Origin of the sequence: Methanolobus zinderi (assembly GCF_013388255.1) — an archaeon.
In the GTDB taxonomy this organism is placed as follows: Archaea; Halobacteriota; Methanosarcinia; order Methanosarcinales; family Methanosarcinaceae; genus Methanolobus; species Methanolobus zinderi.
The window spans coordinates 2,466,314-2,484,945 of record NZ_CP058215.1 but is presented as its reverse complement, the minus strand read 5'-3'; the positions used below and the strand labels follow the sequence as shown (position 1 = coordinate 2,484,945).

Annotated in this window: 16 protein-coding genes; 10 read left to right on the top strand and 6 right to left on the bottom strand. The window is 44.5% G+C overall.

Annotation, left to right across the window (positions count from 1 at the left end; translation table 11 throughout):
* Nucleotides 1-540 carry a MogA/MoaB family molybdenum cofactor biosynthesis protein gene (locus HWN40_RS12260; RefSeq protein ID WP_176966003.1) on the bottom strand — a complete coding sequence of 180 codons (540 nt, stop codon included), beginning with the start codon at nt 538-540 and terminating at the stop codon, nt 1-3.
* 45 nt (nt 541-585) lie between these two features.
* Between HWN40_RS12260 and HWN40_RS12255 the strand changes: the two genes are divergently transcribed.
* The 5 genes from HWN40_RS12255 (at nt 586) to HWN40_RS12235 (ending at nt 5,141) form a co-directional block, all read left to right on the top strand.
* Nucleotides 586-1,665 carry a DUF1786 domain-containing protein gene (locus HWN40_RS12255; RefSeq protein ID WP_176966002.1) on the top strand — a complete coding sequence of 360 codons (1,080 nt, stop codon included), beginning with the start codon at nt 586-588 and terminating at the stop codon, nt 1,663-1,665.
* A gap of 170 nt (nt 1,666-1,835) precedes the next feature.
* Nucleotides 1,836-2,354 (top strand): 50S ribosomal protein L16, encoded by a 519-nt coding sequence (locus HWN40_RS12250; protein ID WP_176966001.1) that lies wholly within the window; start codon nt 1,836-1,838, stop codon nt 2,352-2,354.
* 28 nt (nt 2,355-2,382) lie between these two features.
* Nucleotides 2,383-2,994 (top strand): translation initiation factor IF-2 subunit beta, encoded by a 612-nt coding sequence (locus HWN40_RS12245; RefSeq protein ID WP_176966000.1) that lies wholly within the window; start codon nt 2,383-2,385, stop codon nt 2,992-2,994.
* Between the two features lie 163 nt (nt 2,995-3,157).
* On the top strand, nt 3,158-3,961 hold the full coding sequence (locus HWN40_RS12240) for an RAD55 family ATPase (protein ID WP_176965999.1): 804 nt from the start codon (nt 3,158-3,160) through the stop codon (nt 3,959-3,961).
* Nucleotides 3,942-5,141, top strand: coding sequence for a radical SAM/SPASM domain-containing protein (locus HWN40_RS12235; protein WP_246275916.1), 1,200 nt, complete (start codon nt 3,942-3,944; stop codon nt 5,139-5,141). The genes HWN40_RS12240 and HWN40_RS12235 overlap by 20 nt, the downstream gene beginning before the upstream one ends.
* A 14-nt stretch (nt 5,142-5,155) precedes the next feature.
* Here the strand turns inward: HWN40_RS12235 and HWN40_RS12230 are convergent, their stop codons facing one another.
* Nucleotides 5,156-5,713: a hypothetical protein gene (locus HWN40_RS12230; protein WP_176965998.1), complete on the bottom strand. Its 558-nt coding sequence runs from the start codon at nt 5,711-5,713 to the stop codon at nt 5,156-5,158.
* A 253-nt stretch (nt 5,714-5,966) separates the two neighbouring features.
* Here HWN40_RS12230 and HWN40_RS12225 point away from each other — a divergent pair, with 253 nt between their 5' ends.
* The 4 genes from HWN40_RS12225 to HWN40_RS12210 all read left to right on the top strand — a co-directional run bounded on the left by HWN40_RS12225 (nt 5,967) and on the right by HWN40_RS12210 (nt 14,486).
* On the top strand, nt 5,967-7,265 hold the full coding sequence (locus tag HWN40_RS12225; protein WP_176965997.1) for a tryptophan--tRNA ligase: 1,299 nt from the start codon (nt 5,967-5,969) through the stop codon (nt 7,263-7,265).
* 18 nt (nt 7,266-7,283) lie between these two features.
* The gene (gene pheS / locus HWN40_RS12220) at nt 7,284-8,762 is read left to right on the top strand and encodes a phenylalanine--tRNA ligase subunit alpha (protein ID WP_176965996.1); all 1,479 of its coding nucleotides are present in this window, start codon (nt 7,284-7,286) and stop codon (nt 8,760-8,762) included.
* Between the two features lie 290 nt (nt 8,763-9,052).
* A complete protein-coding gene (locus tag HWN40_RS13590) occupies nt 9,053-9,553 on the top strand; it encodes a PEF-CTERM sorting domain-containing protein (RefSeq protein ID WP_246275915.1) in 501 nt (166 codons plus the stop codon).
* A 343-nt stretch (nt 9,554-9,896) separates the two neighbouring features.
* The gene (locus HWN40_RS12210) at nt 9,897-14,486 is read left to right on the top strand and encodes a fasciclin domain-containing protein (RefSeq protein ID WP_176965995.1); all 4,590 of its coding nucleotides are present in this window, start codon (nt 9,897-9,899) and stop codon (nt 14,484-14,486) included.
* A 133-nt stretch (nt 14,487-14,619) separates the two neighbouring features.
* On the opposite strand, the gene HWN40_RS12205 is transcribed toward HWN40_RS12210, so the two are convergent.
* From HWN40_RS12205 to larE, 4 genes are read right to left on the bottom strand one after another with little or no spacing between them, the layout of a single operon-like run.
* Complete coding sequence (locus HWN40_RS12205) at nt 14,620-15,366, bottom strand: DUF166 domain-containing protein (protein WP_176966411.1); 747 nt, start codon at nt 15,364-15,366, stop codon at nt 14,620-14,622.
* 24 nt (nt 15,367-15,390) lie between these two features.
* Complete coding sequence (locus tag HWN40_RS12200; RefSeq protein ID WP_176965994.1) at nt 15,391-15,939, bottom strand: DUF531 domain-containing protein; 549 nt, start codon at nt 15,937-15,939, stop codon at nt 15,391-15,393.
* A 19-nt stretch (nt 15,940-15,958) separates the two neighbouring features.
* The gene (locus HWN40_RS12195; RefSeq protein ID WP_176965993.1) at nt 15,959-16,384 is read right to left on the bottom strand and encodes a GNAT family N-acetyltransferase; all 426 of its coding nucleotides are present in this window, start codon (nt 16,382-16,384) and stop codon (nt 15,959-15,961) included.
* Nucleotides 16,381-17,181 (bottom strand): ATP-dependent sacrificial sulfur transferase LarE, encoded by an 801-nt coding sequence (gene larE, locus HWN40_RS12190; protein ID WP_176965992.1) that lies wholly within the window; start codon nt 17,179-17,181, stop codon nt 16,381-16,383. The genes HWN40_RS12195 and larE overlap by 4 nt, the downstream gene beginning before the upstream one ends.
* A 105-nt stretch (nt 17,182-17,286) precedes the next feature.
* Here larE and glmM point away from each other — a divergent pair, with 105 nt between their 5' ends.
* Complete coding sequence (glmM, locus tag HWN40_RS12185) at nt 17,287-18,630, top strand: phosphoglucosamine mutase (RefSeq protein WP_176965991.1); 1,344 nt, start codon at nt 17,287-17,289, stop codon at nt 18,628-18,630.
* Nucleotides 18,631-18,632 lie beyond the last annotated feature (2 nt).

Genomic DNA, 18,632 nt, shown 5'->3' with positions numbered 1-18,632 from the left:
TTACTGTTTTACATGTTTCACGATATGGCCGGCTTCAGGGATAATTATTTCCTTCATGCCCAGTGTTACTGCTGCCGGGGATCCGGGCATACAGAATACTGCTTTACCGTTTATGGTTCCTGCGGATGCACGGGTGAGTATCACAGAGGCACCGATCTGTTCTATACTCCTGTATCTGAACAGCTCTCCAAACCCGGGTATCTCCTTCTCGAACATGGGCGTTACGGATTCGATGGTCACATCCTTTGATGTAAGTCCGGTACCTCCGCTTATAACTATGATATCTGCATCGGATCGTAAAGCTCTGGTAAGCGCATCGATTATGGAGGTCTCATCATCTATAACAAGGGAATAACCTGACAATTTATGGCCTGCTGCCTGAACGAGTTCCTCCATGATCTGGCCGGAGCTGTCTTCAGCATCCTGTGGTGAGGATACTTTTCCGTACTTTTCAAACCTTGAGGTCGATATAGTGATTATATAAAAATTACAGGGACCTTTGCTTTCTTTCTTGTGTTCTTTTACTGTAAAGTCATTCATACGAAGTCTTATACATTAAAAGATATATGAAACACTCGATTCGATATGAGAATACTGGCAATCGATGTAGGTACAGGTACCCAGGACATACTCCTGTACGATAGCGAAAAGGAAGTTGAGAACAGCCTGGTAATGGTGATGCCCTCCCCCACAGTCATAATTGCCGGGAAGGTACGGGAAGCTACTTCCGCCGGAAAGGCGATTTTTCTCAAAGGTGGTGTCATGGGAGGCGGACCTTCTTCTAGGGCCATCAGGGAACATCTGAATCAGGGTCTGGAGGTATACGCGACTCCAAAGGCTGCGTTGACCATTAAGGATGATCTTGACAGAGTAAGGGAAATGGGAATAAAGATCGTTGATGATGCAGGAGAGAAGGTTCCTGCGGAAGATTACGAAGAGATATTCCTGCAGGATATCGATCTGAAATCCATAGAATCCGCACTTAGCTGCTTTGGGGTGGAGATGCCGGAAGTTTTTGCAGTCGCGGTCCAGGATCATGGCAACTCTCCGCATGAGAGCAACCGCATTTACAGGTTCAAAATATTCGAGAGGCTCATTGATGCGGGAGGGAAGTTCTCCGATTTCGCATATAAGCATAAGGATATTCCCGAGGATCTTACACGTATGATCTCCTCCTCAAAAACTCTGTATGGAAAGGAAGCGGTTTTTATGGATACCGGGCCTGCTGCGATCTTCGGAGCACTACTTGATCCGGCTGCCAGGCAACCCTGCCTTGTTGTGAACATTGGTAACGGTCACACTCTTGCAGCCATTGTTAAGGATTACAGGATCGTTGCCCTGTATGAACATCACACATCCTCACTGACAGGTGAAGGGCTTCAGGAGCAACTACTGCGCTTTGCGGAAGGAGAACTTACATTCGATGAGGTCTTTGATCAGGGGGGACACGGATGCTACACCAGAGGGAGTACAGACTTTGATCAGGTGAAGTCGGTTATGATCACCGGTCCCCGACGCAGTTTACTGATGGACATGGAGGAGGATTTAAAGGACAGCAAGCTCTGGGACAGACTGCATTTTGCCGCACCCTTCGGGAATATGATGTTGTCTGGCTCGTACGGTCTGCTCACTCCTTACCTGCCTGGAAAAGTTGATGAGCAATAAGACTTATAAAGTCCAAGGTAGTAGGGGATGAACCGTCCAGATGAAATTGTATCTGACTGATGTTTAACGGCATCAACAAATTCATATACAGACATTTCAATTAAGGACCGTTGCAAAGCGGTACTAGTTGACGCAAATCATTACAATAATTATTCAGGAGATTTAGATTCATGGTAAGAAAACCAGCAAGTATGTACAGGAACGTGAGGCAGCGTTCATACACAAGAAGAAAATACATGGGTGGTGTGCCGGGAAGCCACATCATTCACTACGATATGGGTAACAAGACCGCTGATTTCCCTGTAAAGCTATCTCTGTTATCTGAGGAAAAATGTCAGATACGTCATACAGCTCTTGAAGCTGCACGTATTACAGCCAATAGGGCTATTATGGCATCTGCCGGCCGTGCAGGATATCACATGAAACTCAGGGTCTATCCTCATGAGGTCTTGAGAGAGAACAAGCAGGCAACAGGAGCAGGTGCTGACCGTGTATCCAGTGGTATGCGTGGAGCTTTCGGAAAGAATGTGGGTACGGCTGCCAGGGTTTCACCCGGTCAGAAGATTTTCACCATTTCAGTCAACAAGGAACAGTTCAAGACAGCAAAGGATGCTTTGAGAAAAGCAGGCCAGAAACTGCCAACACCTGTAAGGATAACTGTTGACAAGGGAATGGAACTTGTACAGTGAAAGTGATTACTATTTCGGGAGGATTTGAATGAAAGATTACGAAGCGCTTTTGGACCGTGCTATAGCAAACTTACCTGACAAGGAGACCACGGACACACGTTTCGTGATCCCCGAACCGAAGATCCTGGTTGAAGGTAAGACCACGATCCTTGATAATCTGAGCAATATAGCAGATGTACTGAACAGAGATCCCGATCACCTGATGAAATTCCTTACCCGTGAAATGGGTACTGCAGGTAAGATCGATGGTAACAGGGCTGTATTCCAGGGACGCTTTTCCAAGGAGCAGATCAAGAACAACATACAGGCATATGTAGATGAGTTTGTCATGTGCTCCGAATGTTCAAGACCTGATACCCAGCTGACCAAGATGGACAGGGTACTGGTACTCAAATGTGCCGCCTGCGGAGCTCACAGGCCTGTCAAGAAGAGGCGTGCAACCGCACCGGTCCAGCAACAGGATGCAATCGAGGAAGGTAAGGAATATGAAGTCCGTATCGATGCCGTCGGTTCAAAGGGTGACGGAATTGCCAAGGTGGATAAATATACCATCTTCGTGCCCGGCACTACCAAGGGTCAGACCGCAAAGATAAGGGTCAAGCGCCTGAGCGGTACACTTGCTTTTGCAGAGAAGATCTGATCCGGAAAGGATCTGATTCTTTTCTGAACTTTTCTTTTTTAATCCTGTTTGGATAGTTTCGACGACTTCATAGTCTGTTTTATCTGCTTTTTTAAGGAATAAGTTATATTACATCAGATCTATTAATATAATTACACTCGAAAACAATATGTCGAGGTTTTAAATGGCTCGTATACCCACAGGGATTCCCGGATTTGATGAACTAATAGAAGGCGGTTTCATAGAGAATGATGTAGTCCTGCTAATCGGCGGACCGGGAGCAGGCAAATCCACATTCGGTGCACAATATCTCTACGAAGGCATCACGTCCTATAACGAGCCGGGTGTCTACATCACTTTTGAAGAAACGCCTGCCCGAATCATGAGGAATATGTGGAGGCATGGCTGGGACCTTGAAAGACTTATCAAGGAAGACAAGCTCAGGATAGTGCGTGCCGATCCCATTGCCTATGGCCGCTATATCGAGAAGAACAGGGATCCTGAGTCTGCTAAGGAAACGGACACCACTACCATTGAAACCGTTCTGCGGCAGATATATGCCAGCGTGCAGGAAATCGGAGCCAAGCGTCTTTTTATTGACTCCATGACCTCACTTAAGATATCTCCGGATCCTGTCAATGTAAGGTACATCATTCTTGAATTTATCAAGAACATAGAGAGCTTTGACTGTACCACCCTGATCACAAGTGAGATACACAGGGAGACCAATTACTTCAGTGTTGAGGAGTATCTTGCCGAAGGAGTTATTTGCCTTAAGGTATTCAGGATTGGCGGAGAAAGGATCAGAGCCATCGAGATACTTAAAATGCGAGGCACAAAACACGATGAAGTGCTACGTCCCTATGTAATGTCTGACAACGGGATCTTCGTTTACTCATCCCAGTCCGTCATAGGCAAAGAAGCAGATGTTTTCTCCACCGAGCTATTCAACTCCAGGGGAACATTGGATGAAACAGAATTACGCTGATTCACAGGACGACGAGAAAATTACATTACTTTCGATTCCGGGACTTTCTATTAAAATGGACAAAACAGAGGATTTTGTCCAGCTGAAGGCAACAGGAGGCCTTCGTAAGGCATGTGCTCCTTTTCTGAACAGGATCAATGAAAGGCTCCGGGTGGAAAAACCGGCACTTATCAAAGATGATGAGGTGATTGCCTCTACATGGCTTCCCCCGATTCCCAGTAAAGCCTTCAAGAGACTTCTTATGGCAGAGACCCAGATCGCTCTGGGCAGGTATGTTCCTGAAACAGTTTCTTTTGAGATCACACGCAATTGCAAATGTAATTGCGAGCACTGTGTGGTGAGCGGCGGAGAAGGCGACCTGGACATCGAGACAATGAAGCGTGCCATAGATGATGTACTTGATATGGGAGCCATGGTCATCGTATTCACGGAAGGGGACCCCATGTTGCGCGAGGATATCTACGAGCTTATCGATTATGTGGATAAGGAGCGTGCCATAGTTAACATGTATACTCCCGGTACGGAAATGACTCCGGGGAATGCGCAGCGTCTGAAGGAAGCCGGACTACATAACCTTCTGGTCAGCATATATTCCACAGAAGCCGAGAAGCACGATGCAGTACGCTGCCTGGACGGTGCTTTCGAAATGGCCACAAATGCCATGAAAATGGCACTTGATGCAGGTCTGCTTGTCACCATGGCAACACATGTGTCTCCTAAGAATATAGATGAGTTACCTGCAATGTATGAGCTTGCAAGGGATATCGGGGTACATGAGTTCTCCCTCTGGGAGTCCGTACCCAAAAAGAAAGGTGATGCCATTATCACTGAAGCTGACAGGCAGCAGGTGCTTGAGATGTACCACCGTATCAATTCCACAAAAGGCGGACCAAGAATATTTTCCAATTCCTATTTCGAGGGTGAGATGCTGGGATGCATGGCGGGACAGCGCTGGCTGCACGTTTGTGTTGACGGCTCGGTAAAACCATGTCCTTATATACCTTTCAGCTACGGGAATATTACAGAACAGTCCATGAAGGATATCTGGAGCAAGATACGCAAGGACAGGTCATTCAGGGGACAGCGTAAAACATGCCTGATGCAGGAAAGTGAATACCTGCAGCTTGTGGATAGCATACCTGAGGGTGCGTCTAAACCTTATGATATTGATTTGATATAAGCTACAGAATATTCTCATTCTGTTCCTTTTTCAGAATCCAGCTTTTCAAGCAGTTTTTTGTTCTGGCGATAGTATCCTATTATTACTATACCTGCAATTATGCCCATTAGATAATACTTGCCTGAGAATATGTCGAGCCAGAAACCCGGCCAGATATAGGATGCTATCAGGAACATCAGGAACACGGGTAAAGCAACCCAGATTGATATGATAAGTGAGGCTTTTTTCGGACCGTACTTATGATTCAAACGGTGGAGTAGTTTCCATCCTGTGAAAAAATCTGTGATATTCAGCGGTTCATTATCATTGTCATCTTTTATGAACTTTTCAATTCTCTTATCATGGTTTTTCTGTATCTTTTTGCGGTTTACAATAGTGAATAGTGCTGTGAACAGGAAAGCCACAGAACCATATTGTCGTGGTAATAGCAGTATCAATAGCGTTGATATAAACATCAGGGCTCCAATTATGGCAGGAAAATAACTTTCATTGTACCTGCGGGCTGAACTTATGTTGTATATTGTCATAAAGCCAAAGAATACAATTCCAAAATGAAATATTGTAATATCCATTATTATCTCCGCCACACGTGTCATTGGAATTTTAACTATTTGCTTTTAGAATTGCTTTAATGCATAGAAAAATATGTTGGTTTCATATTCATATATTTACTAAGTGGTGTGTACTTGTTTGCATGGTATATCTTTATCCTCCATTTAGGTCCAATAATAACCTTTACATATCACCACGTGTTCTTACTAACAATTTCATTGACAGAAAAAAGACATGTTCTACCCGAACATCCCATCATACAAGAGGCCCTATATGAATATGAAGATCGACCCATGGAGTGCATTGAGCATCGATGATTATTCCAAACTATTCGAGGAATTCGGGATTTTGCCCTTTGATCAATTGCTTCCTGAGATCAAAGATCCCCACAGATACATGCGCAGGAAGATCATCTTCGGCCACAGGGGATATGATCTGATAAGCGATGCCATGAATAACGGAAAGCCTTTTTCGGTGATGAGCGGTTTTATGCCATCCGGAAAGATACACCTCGGTCATAAGATGGTAATGGAGGAGATCATATGGCACCAGCAGCAGGGAGCCGATGCTTTTGTGGGTATTGCCGACAGGGAGGCACACTCGGTAAGGGGTTTTTCATGGGAAAGATGCAGGGACATAGGCGTTAACGAGTATATTACAAGTCTTATTGCTCTGGGCTTTGAACCGGAAGGACATATTTACTTCCAGTCTGACTCGGAACAGGTCAAGGACCTTGCTTTCGAACTTGGTTCAAAGGCCAATTTTTCGGAACTGAGTGCCATCTATGGCTTCACAGGTGAGACAAGCGTATCCCATATGTTAAGTGCCGTCACACAGAGTGCAGACATATTACATCCTCAGCTTGATGAATTCGGAGGGCCGAAGCCTACGGTGATTCCCGTAGGTGCAGACCAGGATCCTCACATACGCCTGACCAGAGGACTCGGTCACAAGATGAACATGTTCAAGATCGAGGGACGTGAGGATAAGAAAGGCAGGCACTATTTCAGTATCAGAAGCAAATCAGCACCGGAAGATACCCTGAAGGAGCTGGCTGAACGCATCCCCGGAACTACAAAACTGTTCGAGGGTCATGTTGATGTACTGGATTTCGACAACTTCGAGGAACTCTTGAAGACTGTCAGGGCTGTAGAGCTCGAATTTGGAGGATATGCGTTTGTGCCACCGTCTTCCACATATCACCGTTTCATGTCGGGACTGCAGGGTGGAAAGATGTCAAGCAGTGTTCCTGACAGTTATATATCGCTCACCGAGGACCCCAAGGGAGCTGCAAAGAAGGTCAAAAGGGCAAAGACCGGTGGCAGGATAACACTTGAGGAACAGAAAAAGCTTGGCGGTGAGCCAGACAAATGTTCGGTTTACGAATTACTGTTATTCAATCTTGTTGAAGATGATGAGGAACTGGCACAGATCTATAATGACTGTGTCAGCGGACAGAAGGTATGTGGAAACTGCAAGGCTCTTGCAGCGGAAAAAATGGAGAAGTTCCTGAAAGAGCATCAGGAACTGCGTGAAGTGGCAAAGGACAGGCTCGACGAATACGGACTATAGATTATCAAGGTGTAATATATGGCTTCAGATTATAATCTCACACCCAATGAGAAAAACGTGCTGTTAGCACTGGAAGAACTGAAAAATGCAAATCCTGATGAACTTGCACAAAAGGCAGGAATGAAAGTGGAAACTGCCATGCAGGCTGCATTTTTGCTTGATGAGAACGGGCTTGCAAGGGTTGATGAAAAGGTCATCGAGACATATGGACTGACTGACGAAGGTAAAAAGTATGCAGATGAAGGCCTTCCCGAAAGGCAGATCATCAATTCCATCTCCGGGCCAGTATCCATGGATGAACTTAAGGATAAGTTCAATCCTGCCGTAGTCGGCATAGCTACAGGATGGCTGCGCCGCAAAGCCTGGGCTACGATTGAGAAGGGAATGATAGTACCGACAGGAAATGCTGATTCCGGTGATGATGAAAAGGTCCTGGATAAGTTCGGGGGACAGGAAAGAACCCTGGAAGAGCTTGATGCCAGCCCGGCTCTTATGAAGGACATGCTCAAGCGCAAACTCGTAACTAAGAACGAGGACAAGCACAGGTCTGTGAGCATAACTAGCGAGGGGAGCGAACTTGTTGCAGCGGGAATCGAAGTAGAGGAAGAGATCGCACAGATCACATCCGAGATGCTCAAGAGTGGCCAGTGGAAGAACAAAAAATTCAGAGCATACAATATCCAGACTCCCCCACGTCAGATCTACGGGGCCAAGGTTCATCCTTACCAGCGCCTGATCGACCAGATGAGGCGTATCTTCCTTGACATGGGTTTCACCGAGATTAAAGGTGAGATTGTACAGAGTTCCTTCTGGAACTTCGATTCACTGTTCCAGCCACAGGACCACCCGGCAAGAGAGATGCAGGATACTTTCCACCTGTCCAGCAGGTCGGAACTTCCGCCTGAATACAAGGATCAAGTTTGTGCCATGCACGAGCACGGTGGAGATACCGAGTCCACCGGTTGGGGAGGTAAATGGAGTGAGGAGATAGCCTGTAAGAATGTGCTGAGAACCCATACCACAGCACTCACCATTAAATATCTTGCAGATAACCCCGAACCTCCGGTCAAGGCTTTCTCCATTGACAGGGCGTACCGCAGGGAAACGATTGATCCCACACACACTCCTGAATTCGAACAACTGGAAGGTGTTGTCATGGATAAGGATATGTCCTTTGCCAACCTGCTGGGCTGCCTGAAGGAGTTCTATCACAGGATGGGATTTGAGGACGTACGTTTCAGGCCGGGATATTTCCCGTACACAGAGCCAAGCGTGGAACCCGAAGTATATGTTGATGGCCTTGGATGGGTTGAGCTTGGAGGCGCCGGTGTATTCAGGAAAGAAGTAACAGACCCTCTGGGAATTAAATATCCCGTGCTTGCATGGGGTCTTGGTGTAAGCCGTCTTGCAATGCTCAAACTGGGTCTTAAGGACCTGCGTCTGCTTTACCAGTCAGATATCGACTGGTTGCGCAAGAGTCCTGTGTGCCAGCTCTGAATTACTTTTTACACGTCCCTGTTGTTATTTTTGAAGGCAGGGACTTGTTTTTGAACTATAATTTTCTGGAGAAGTTAGCGAAAGCTCTGAAAGGATGTTGGGCAGCAAGTATGCAGCACTTCTGTATTGTTTAGTTGTATGAAGTCTAGGCGCTATATCATCATTATGATAATAATGACTTCTAAATCTTTTAGTTAATGTTATAACTATTGAAGGTAATATTGTTACATAACTATACTCCAAAAATATAGTCCATATTAATGTTTAGGATATAGGAGAGGTGGTACGTTATGAAAAGAATTGTGATACTAACTATGGTAATGCTAGTAGCTGCTATGTCACTGGCAAACGCGGCAAGTGTAGCTCCAGAGCTTTTCGATAATTGGCAATCCGGCGATGCGGAATTTGAATGTGAGGAAGCTGGTGCATGTGACTACTATTCTTATAAGATAGATGAATGGGGAAATGCAAACTATTGGGGAGATAGTGATATGAACGGTACTTATGATGGCGAAAATATCAATATCACTGAATCAACAGAATATCCGGTTTGTGCAGTCATCGTGAAGGCTGGAACAGGTGCTAACGTTTATTATTATCCTGAAGGCACCTATGAAGATACTGGTCTCTATGCATATGATGAAAAAGAAATAAGCCATGTGACTTTCTGTTTCGGCGAAGAAGATGATCCGGGCGAACCTCAGGAAGAAATTCCAGAATTCCCGACAGTTGCACTTCCAATAGCTGCAATACTTGGTCTGGCATTCCTGTTCCAGCGCAGAAAAGAGTGAACTTTTAAGTTCATTTCTTTTTAATTTTATTTTATATTTCATTCATTTATTAATTCTGTATTCTAATACCGAATTTTCTTGTTTTGTAATTTTAGTTTATTAGAGTTGAATTAATACTTCGTATTAATGCTATTCTTTGTTCGAATTTCCATAATGTATCTATGTTCTTTAAGTTTTAAATTTATTTATTATTTTAACATTTAAAATTTTAAAGACATAAGTAACTATACTAATATACTAACATTTTTTATCACTATCAGAATTATGTATTATTGTTTCACAAAGCGCATATATCAGCAAAAAGACAACGTACAGTGACTACAATATAAGTAGGTGGTACGATATGAAACAAAGAATATTTTTGATAACGTTAGCTCTTGCTGTCCTTTTAACCGGGCTTGCGAGTGCGGATTGTTATCTTAATGACGTGCAGGATGATAAGAACCAGTATGAGGGATATCTGAATGTGAGTATGATAGTAAACAATGAATCTACTCCTTATACTGCTTCAATGGAACTTACAGACGACACAATGTTATTCTTCCCTGATTCACAGGTAACAGGTGTAGTACTTAATGTACCTGCGGATCAGATCGCAAATGTTAGCGACTCGGCAGGTAACGAGTGGGAAATAATGGAGGCAGACGAAAATAATCCACTGGGCACTTTCCAGGCTGAGGCAAGTGCACCGGATTCAAATGTCACCCCTCCTGTAGTAGTAACCTTTGAAGACACATGGGACGGGACATTGCCTGCAAATGATGAAGGAAACCCGTTAGCTGTGAATATTGAAAACATTGGAGAGAACAATGAAGATACAGCATGGGTGACCCTGGGATTCTGTGAAGAAACTGGAATTGTTACAGAAGAGGGAGCAGCTGATAATGTAACAGATGATAATGTCACAGACGAAAACGTCACCGAAGGTAACATGACAGATGGAAATGTGACCGACGGAAATGTAACTGACGGTGAAACTACTGATGACAATGTAACTGATGATGGAACAACAAATGGAGACATTGTAGCTACTGATGAGGTCTTAATAACCGACTCAGGTATTGACCCCGCCAATATTCGTGTTCCTGTGGATGAAGGTGTTACATGGACCAATGATGCTAACCAGAGTGCTACTGTAAGCGATGGTTCCTTCGATTCAGGATCAATCGAACCTGGTAACATGTACAGTCGTCTCTTCAGAACTGCCGGAGTATACGAATACACAGTTCAGGTTGGAGATGATTCCTACGATGGTACTATAAATGTCGGTAACGGTGCTGTAGTAACTGAACCTGATTCGGCTAACGAAACAATGGACAATGCTACTGATGACAACGTAACTGACGGTAATGTATCCGACGGAAATATGACGGAAGGAAATGCTACTGATGGAAATGCTACTGATGGAAATATCACCATAGCCGGAACTGTTGCGAGTGACGAATCTTTCTCCACACTATTAACAGCTCTGGAAACAGCTGGTCTTGTTGAGACACTGGATGGAGAAGGTCCATTTACGGTCTTTGCACCAACTGACGATGCTTTTGATAAGCTTCCTGAAGGTACTGTAGAGTCACTTCTTGAAGATCAGGAAGCATTGACCAGCGTTCTGACTTACCATGTGGCTGAAGGAGAATATAACTCCAGTGCACTTGTCGAATTAGATAATCTGACAACCGTTCAGGGCGAGAACCTTAGCATATCTGTTGAAAACGGCGAGGTAATGGTCAATAATGCAACGGTAACTAATGCTGATATTGAGGTCAGCAATGGTGTGATACATGTAATAGATGAAGTATTAATCCCACCATCCATGCAGGAAAATGTTACTGACGGCAATGTCACTGATGGTAACGTAACTGACGGTAATGTTACAGATGGTAACATGACCGATGGCAATGTAACTGAAGGCATTGACTTCACAAACGCTACAACTTGCTATCTCAATATAGTAGAAGATAACAAGAGTCAGTATGATGGTCAACTCAATGCCTCCATGATGGTCAAGAACGAAACTGTTCCTTATGCGATACAGCTGGATCTGACCAATGACACTATGGAAACCTTCCCGGATGCTGCACTCGGCAGTTTCATGCTGAATGTTCCTGCTGACCAGATCATGAATGCAACAGACTCAGCTGGTAATGAGTGGGTTGTAAATAATGTTGATGACGAACCTGACGATAACGTAAGTGCTGAGCTTGGAGGCGAGAATGTAACAATCGCCGAGGTAGCTGCGAGTGCTGACTCACTCGAGACACTTGTCATAGCCCTTGATGCAGCCAATCTTACAGATACACTGGCCGGAGAGGGACCATACACTGTGTTTGCACCAACAAACAAGTCCTTTGACAGACTGCCAGGAAATACGCTTGATATGCTTCTTGAAGATGAAGCTGCATTAACCGGTGTTCTGACCTATCACGTAGTTGAAGGAGAATACAACGCTACTACTCTTGCTGAGACTGACAACCTGACCACGGTTCAGGGAGAAGTGCTCAATGTAACTGAAGAAAATGGCACTATTATGGTAAACAATGCCACAGTAACTACTGCTGATGTTGAGGCCAGCAATGGTGTAATACATGTAATAGACGGAGTACTTATCCCACCAACAACAGAGGAAGCACTCGGAGACCTTTATCCTTTCGGAACCTTTGCAACAGAAGTTGAACCTGGTATGAACGCAACCAACGTAACCGGTCCGGTAACTATCTACATGAATGGTACCTGGAATGGTACACTGCCGGAAAATGCTGAAGAATACATCGTAGCCCAGGATGTCCAGAACATCGGAGAAATGGGCAACGAGAGTGCATGGATTACCGGATATTGTGACAACATGACTGAAAATATGACAGATAGCAACGTTACCGGTGAATGGGAGCTGAGTGATGAACTGCCCGAAGGTGTGATGATTGACTTTAATGTTACATGTACTGATGGGCAGCTGAACATTACAGATGCAAGCGACTATGGTGGTCTTGAAGATGCAAACCCCGGTATTAAATCAATACTTGTCAAGCCGGGATCTGAAAATATAACAGACAGCAACTCTTCAATTGAGTGGGACGTTTCTACAGAGACACCTTTCCCAGGACCATATTCTGACAGGTTTGAAAATGGTGATGCTTACTATGAGATAAGCGCAGCAAATGAAAGAAGTACAGGTGTCACAGTAGAATACGATGAATGTCCGGAAGAAGTCGACCTGGCAATCCATATTCGCTGGGGTGAGGATTCCTCTGTATGGGCATACAACAACATCACAAATGTGACTGTTACTGATGGTGATGCTACGGGTAATGTGACCGAAGGCAACATGACAGATGGTAACGTGACTGATGGAAACGTGACTGATGGAAACGTGACTGATGGAAACGTAACTGATGGAAACGTAACTGATGGAAACGTAACTGATGGAAACGTAACTGATGGAAACGTAACTGATGGTAATGTAACCGATGGTAACGTAACTGATGGAAACGTTACAGAAGGCAACCTTACAATGTGCTATCTTAACGTAGTAGAGGATGAAAAGAGCCAGTATGATGGTCAGCTTAATGCTACACTATTGATAGATACAAGGTCAAGTCCTTACATGGCTGAGATGAACCTGACGAATGATACCATGGAAACGTTCCCTAATGCAACTGTGAATACATTTCTGCTAAATGTCCCGGCTGATCAGATAGCGAATGTAACTGATTCATCTGGTAATGAGTGGGAAGTAACTGCACTTGATACTGAGAATCCATTCGGTTTCTTCCTTACGAGGATAACCACAGAGGAACTAATGGACAATCCATTCGGTGATTTCACTACAATGGTCACAGTGAATGAAACTGCAGCCGATAATGCAACAGGTCCGATATCCATAAACTTCGATGAAAGCTGGAATGGCACACTGCCTGAGAATGAAGAAGGCTATGTGATTGCAACAGACGTCCGGAACATCGGAGAGACAGGAGACGATAATGCCTGGATCACTATCGGAATGTGTGAAGAAGTGGAAGAAGGTGAAGATGGAGTAGTAACTCCTCCGGCTGGTATGGACAATGTAACTGACAATGTTACAGATAATGTCACATGCTACCTTAACAATGTGGAAGAGTCCAAAAGTGAATATCAGGGAGACCTGAATGCAACTCTCATGGTCAACAATGATACCACTCCTTACACTGCGGAAATAGAGATCACCAACCAGACAATGGCAACATTCCCGGATGTCGTGATCAATACAATTCTCCTGAACGTACCAGGGGACATGATCACAAACGTGACCGATAGTCAGGGTAACTGGACGGTATTGAACCAGGCTGAAGGGGCCGTGATCACGAGGATCATGTCCAATCAAAGTAATATGTCCAATGGTCCGATAACAATCTACTTCGATGATTCATGGGATGGTATGCTGCCTCCGAATGACGAAGGATATAGTATCGCAGTAGATTTCGACAATATCGGAGAGATGGGAGACGACAGCGCATGGGTAACATGTAATGACACTGCCACTATGGATGAGAATGCGACCGGGGACATGAATGCGACTACGGATGACACAGCCATGGAAAATGAAACCGGTAACATGACCAATGAAACAATGGAGGACGGAACCTCAGACAATGCAACTGAGAATACCAGTGAGGATTCTCAGGCCACTGTTCAGGGTGAAATTGTGAATACTGACGAGGTATCAATCAGTGAATCTGGCATTAATCCTGAAAACATCCGTGCTCCTGTGGATGAAGGTATTACATGGACCAACACTGGTAGCCAGACTGCTACTGTAAGCGGTGATTCATTCGATTCTGGCTCAATCGAACCTGGTAGCATGTACAGTCGTCTATTCAGAACTGCCGGAGTATACGAATACACAGTTCAGATCGGAGAAGATACATATCAGGGTACTATTACAGTAGGGAACGGATAAAAGCCAAAAGAAACATTTTGAGATATAGTGGAGATACAGAGTTCCTGTTTCCTATCAGGATCTTAAATTTCCACTATATTCTTCCAAATTTTATTTTTTTTTAACTAGCTGTTTTTAATTATCACTTATTAATTTACTCTTCTTCCATTGCATCTTCCACACTTTTCCTGATGATATAGCCTGCTTCATGGAGGATGGTATCTCCAATCTGCGGGTCCTTTTCCATGCTTGCAGTACATGGATACGAATGATGAGCACCGGAAATTGTTTCCTTGTAATCTTTAACATCTGACCACTTGAGTTTCTTTGCAACAAACCACGTGGACCCACATGGTGCATCCCTGAGAACTTCTGTATGAGTGAAAATATTATTCTTTTTATCCAGCTCGATTTTCAAAAGAGGTTTTCCGAATCCAAGTTTCACAAATTCGTCTATTGGGTCTTTTCCTGTAATGTCCAGTGAACAGAAAGGCTTGGGACATTCACATTCAATACCCTTTGCTTCCAGCTCTTTTTTCACCTGTTCGGTCAGGCCTGCGGGTGTTAATCTTGAGTCATCCACCGGGATGATAACACCTTTTGCGCCGGAGTTTTCAGCAATTTCGGGTATTGCCATAAGAAGATCGGGATTGAGGTCAATTGCAAGTATCAGGTCACAATCAGGAATATTTTCCGGCATGTATTCCATGGGCTCTTCCACAAAGTCCGGGAGATCGGTTCTCAGTTCGAATATTCCTGTGATGATATCTGCAAAACCTTTGCGGGATTCCCTGCAATGGTCACACAGGTCTCCACAGGACACACAGAATCTGTCGGAGTTTATGAGGTTTCCAATCACTTTTTTTCCGAAATCGCCTGAATAAAAGACGTTAAGACGCATGTCGGGATTTTTCGGTATCAAATCTTAATTAGGTTTCCCCTGGATACCTGCCTTTGAATTCACAAGTCCCATGAGATATGCCGGAATACACCCGATGGCGGTGCAAGTTTCCAGGGAAATACCATTCCCTGTGATATCAAGATGATATGGTGCCATTCCTAAGAGTTTTTTTGGCAGACCTTTGTGCCCCAGTCCCACAAGCAGCAGGAATGATCTGTTATTCATGATCTCATTAGCCAGTTCTTCCGGGCTTATGGCATTTTTATCCTCGGGTTTTGAGGATGTGACCACAACTGAGCCAAACTGGGCCTGGAATCCTTTTTTTGGGAGGTCGAATACAAAGAGCTTCCTGTTCTCATGCAGCAGGCGAAGGAATTTTCCGGATTCACCGATGGTGGTCTTGTCGGCCACATAGTCCACGAGTTCATCGGCTGTCATCTTAAAGGGAAAATCAAACAAAGCCAAAGAGAATCCGAAGGCATGGCATATGGGAGCAGCCCTTGCAATGGCCCTGTAATGGGCATCAAGAACCTTTATTTTATCATATGTATTCACTATTCCAAGGGTCAGCATAATTTCACCGTTTTCTTTTTTATTCCAGTTTAAGGCACATGACAGATTGATTACATGTATTTAACCTGTTGCATTCTGCACAGTCTTCCCATATTTCTGTCTTTTTCAAAGGATCCGTTTCCACAAACCCTGCCTTTTCAAAAAATCCAGGGGATGTCGTTCTGGCATAAACAGAACTCTCATCCCTGACTCTTGGTAATAGGTATTGTATAAGGGATTTGCCGATTCCTTTTCCACGGTAACTGGGATGCACAGCTATTGAATGGATCTCTGGAAAAATATCATACACAAGGGCACACGCACCTATTATTCTCCCATCGAGTTCTGCAACTGCAAAATTGTCCGCTGGTATTTCCTCTATGTCAAGGAAATATATTGACATCAGTATCTTTATGGCTTTGAGATCATCTTCCATTGCGTCACGAATGGATATATCCGGGTTCACAATATCTCATCCATACTGCCACTTCTGAATCCTTCCAGATCCAGTGTCACATAATCAAAACCAATGTCTTTGAAGTAAGAAACGATATTTTTCCTGTGCATGAGCATATCCCTGAAATCAAAGGGTTTTAGTTCGATACGGGCTATTCCGTTATGATCCCTAACTCTCAGCTCCGCAAACCCCAGATCCGAGAGGAAATTCTCTGCCAGTTCAACTCTTTTGATCGCATCTTCTGTCAATTTATTTCCGTAGGGAAACCTTGAGGCAAGGCAGGGAGATGGAGGTCTTCCGGCAACAGAGAGTCCTGCACTTCTGGCAATCTCACGTATTTCTTCCTTTGTAATATCGAGTTCAAGATAAGGGGAGTAAACGGGCTCAGAGCTTTCCTGAATGGCTTTTCTTCCCGGTCTGTAGACATTCCTGTCTGAAGCGTTACTGCCTTCCATGATAACATTGAACCCGAATTCCTGTCTGACATCATCAAGCAGATGCAGTATCTCTTTCTTGCAATGGTAGCATCTTTGGGCAGTGTTGCTGGCTATTGAAGGTATTTCCAGTTCATTGAAGAATATGACATGGTGTCTGATCCCTATCTCCCGGGCGACATTTCTGGCATGCTCAAGCTCCCTGTCCGGAAATGAGTGTAATTTGACGGTGACGGCCACTGCCCTGTCTCCAAGTACCCTGTGAGCCAGATATGTCAGGGTTGCACTATCAACTCCTCCCGAAAAGGCTACAATGGCACTTTCTTTATCCCTGATCGCAGTTTCAAGCTCTGTGATCTTTTTTTCCATCATATTACTGAATATGGGAAAATGCCTTATTAAGATAATCACATTAAGAATAGCATAAAGTCTTAGTTCTAAGATAATATCTGATTATTGTACACGGGTGATATTTAAATGGCGTTTTTTGGAACAAATGGTGTTAGGGGAATAGCAAACGAATACATTAATCCTCAGCTTGTGATCGATGTTGCCAGAAGTGTTGGTACCTATATGGGTTCAAAGGGAACGGTGGCCATAGGCAGGGATACGAGAGCTTCAGGAGAGATGCTCAAATCTGCTGCTATAGCAGGTGCACTGTCTGCAGGACTGACAGTTATAGATGTGGGAATAGTCCCCACGCCTTCTATTCAATATTATGTAAAGGATCATGCCGACGCAGGTATCGTGATAACTGCCTCGCATAACCCCCGTGAGTACAACGGAGTAAAACTTGTGGCTGCGGATGGTAGTGAATTCTCCAGGGAAGGGGAGAAGGAAGTTGAGAAAATATACTATTCCAGGGAATTCTCAGCCGTATCATGGGAGAGGACGGGAGATCTTAGAACCGATCTCAATGCCAATGAGTACTACCTTAACGGAATAATAAACTCAGTTGACAGTAAAAGTATTCGTGACAAAAGGTTCAAAGTGGTAATGGACACCGGTTGCGGAGCGGGCTCTGTAACTCTTCCTTTCCTTCTCCAGAAACTCGGCTGCGAAGTGATTACTATCAATTCACAGGTGGATGGAACGTTCCCCTGGAGAAATCCCGAGCCAACTCCTGATGTTCTTGTGGAGCTGATCGATCTTGTGAAAACAACAGGTGCCGTTATGGGAGTGGCCCAGGATGGCGACGCTGACCGTGCGGTTTTCATTGATGAAAAGGGCAATTTCATACCGGAAGACGTGCTGCTTGCGATGATGGCAAAGTATGTACTTGAGCGGAAAAAAGGTCATGTGGTAACGCCTGTAAGCTCTTCTTCCAGGATGGTGGATATTACTGAAGATGCAGGTGTAGATCTTGTATGGACGGCAGTGGGTTCTATCAACGTTGCCCGTAAGATGATGGAAATTGATGCTGTGTTCGGTGGTGAAGGCAATGGCGGGCTCATCTTCCCTGAACACCAGTACTGTCGTGACGGTGGCATGGCCTGTGCGAAATTCCTGGAAATCATCGCGAACGGAAAAAAACTTTCCGAACTTGCATCAAGTGTTCCTGTATATTATAATTCCAAAACAAAGATCAAATGTGATGATCTTGAAGATACCATGGAAAAAGTGAAACAGTCTTTTGAAGGCAGTGAAAATAAGGTGGATACCATTGACGGGGTTAAAGTGTGGTATAGTGACGGCTGGGTACTCGTGAGGCCTTCAGGAACCGAGCCCATCATACGCATTTTCGCAGAATCGAAGACACAGGACAGAGCAGAAGCATTGATGCAGGACGGAGTAAAGCTTGTGGAAGAATGCAAGGCATGATG